This is a genomic window from Brevundimonas sp. DC300-4, assembly GCF_049897365.1.
In the GTDB taxonomy this organism is placed as follows: Bacteria; Pseudomonadota; Alphaproteobacteria; order Caulobacterales; family Caulobacteraceae; genus Brevundimonas.
The window spans coordinates 1-1,961 of the sequence record NZ_JAFCWC010000036.1 but is presented as its reverse complement, the minus strand read 5'-3'; the positions used below and the strand labels follow the sequence as shown (position 1 = coordinate 1,961).

At 63.0% G+C, this 1,961-nt stretch carries 1 protein-coding gene and 2 pseudogenes; all 3 read left to right on the top strand.

Translation table 11 applies throughout. From position 1 onward, the window contains the following. Positions 1 to 267: pseudogene (locus tag ACP7AZ_RS17715) on the top strand (urocanate hydratase); the annotation flags it as partial. After that, the gene (locus tag ACP7AZ_RS17710; protein ID WP_426039967.1) at positions 264 to 455 is read left to right on the top strand and encodes a HutD family protein; all 192 of its coding nucleotides are present in this window, start codon (positions 264 to 266) and stop codon (positions 453 to 455) included. The pseudogene ACP7AZ_RS17715 and the gene ACP7AZ_RS17710, both read left to right, overlap by 4 nt. Positions 456 to 669: 214 nt before the next feature. Continuing rightward, positions 670 to 1,362, top strand: a pseudogene (locus ACP7AZ_RS17705) (IS6 family transposase). Positions 1,363 to 1,961 lie beyond the last annotated feature (599 nt).

Genomic DNA, 1,961 nt, shown 5'->3' with positions numbered 1-1,961 from the left:
TGGCCCCTGTTGAACGCCCTGCTGAGTACGGCCTCGGGCGCGACCTGGGTTTCGCTCCACCACGGCGGCGGGGTCGGCATGGGCTTTTCCCAACACGCCGGTCTGGTCATTGTTTGCGATGGCACCGAGGCGGCAGCGAAGCGGATCGCGCGTGTTCTCTGGAACGACCCGGCCACCGGCGTCATGCGCCACGCCGACGCGGGCTATGATATCGCCCTGAACACGGCGCGCGAGAAAGGGCTCGACCTGCCCGGCATCCTGGGATGATCTCGACGATTTTGGTCGCCGGCGACCGGACAGCGACGCCCAGGAAGAACCTAGGCGGCTTCAAGCGTGAAATCGCGGCCTGGCCTCCGGGAGCGGACCTGGACGACTTCGACTGGCGCCTCAGCGTCGCTGATGTCCTCGGACCCGGCGCCCGTTCCCTGTTCCCTGACGTCGAACGCTGCGTGTAGGTGATCGCGGGGAGACTGCGCCTGACTTTCGACGGCGAGACCACAGTGTCGGTGGACGCCCGGTCAGAGCCGTACGCTTTTTAAGGTGACCGGGACTGTTATGGCGTGCCGATTTCGACCCTGTGACGCCCCCTGATACCGTCGGGTGCTGTCAGGCGAACGCTAAAAGTTCTCCAGTAATTCGGCTGTAGGCCACTGGGGGAGAAGACATTTCGTGAAGCCGATTTTGTTCGAGCTCCACCGGGTTCGGACGGCTGTGATTCGCCATGCCATGTGGCTGTACTTCCGGTACGGCCTAAGTTTTCGCGACGTCGAAGAGCTCCTGGCGCATCGCGAGATCGACGTCAGCTATGAGACGATCAGGTGCTGGACGTTCACGTTCGGCCCGCTGATCGCGAGGCGGCTGAAGCGGCTTCGGCCTGTGCCTTCGCCTCGCTGTCGCCTGGACGAGATGGTTTGTCCGATCGGCGGAAAGCGGATGTATCTGTGGCGGGCTGTGGATGACGAAGGCGAGGTCCTCGACCTCGTGGTCCAGCGCCGGCGGGACACGGAGGCCGCGTTGAGGCGGCTCAGGCGTCTCCTTAAAAGCCAGCCGATCGAGCCGCGGACGATCACGACCGCCGGCCTCGCCTCATATGGCGCAGCGCTCGATGTGTTGGAACTCAGGCATTTGCACCGACCGGGCGGGCTTCGGGAGAACAATCAGGCAGAGAACTCACACCTTCCGATCCGACGACGAGAGCGGCAGTAGCAGCGGTTCAAATCGCAAGCCTCAGCCCAGAGATTCTTCACCACCCACGCGGCGATCTACAACACCTTCAACATCCAACGGCATCTGATCAGCAGACCCACCCTTCGGCGCTTCCGCGCCGATGCGGCGACCGCCTGGGCGGCCGCCGTTGACTGATTTCAGGCAGGGTAGGGCAGGTCTCCACTTGGCACGGTTAACCTGTCAGCCCCGACAAAGGCCTGCTCACCCGTCGCGGGCATCACTCTGACGGCCGTACACATTCCATAATGCTCACGGCAGAAGCCGAAACGCGTGTTCTCCGGTTGGCCGCGATTGTCGACCAGCGAGACGCCGCATTCTTCGCGACTCTGTCAAAGGCCCATCGACAAGCCATGGAGCGGATCCTCCGCGGTCGGGTCGGGTCGGGTCGGGTCGAGCCGCGCGGCCTGCGACCGATGGCAGGGCTTCTTTAACGTCAGACGGCAGGTGGGCGCAGGAGTCCGCGTTGCGGCCATCTGGACCCCAGCAGTCTTTTTTCGGCGGAACACGAAATGGCCGCTTGACCGGAACGCCGCCCCCGCCTAAATCCCCGCCTCCGCCGGACACCGGCGTTAAACAGTGTGCCCCGGCCCAGCCGGTCTGGTCTTTGACATTGTAGATTTGGAAAGAGAAACGCAGGCGGCGGTGTCCTAGCGATGACCAGTGATGGTCATTACGATGATACTGACACTCTGCGGTCTTTTTGAAAGATACAACCATGTCGGTTGGTTCCCTCG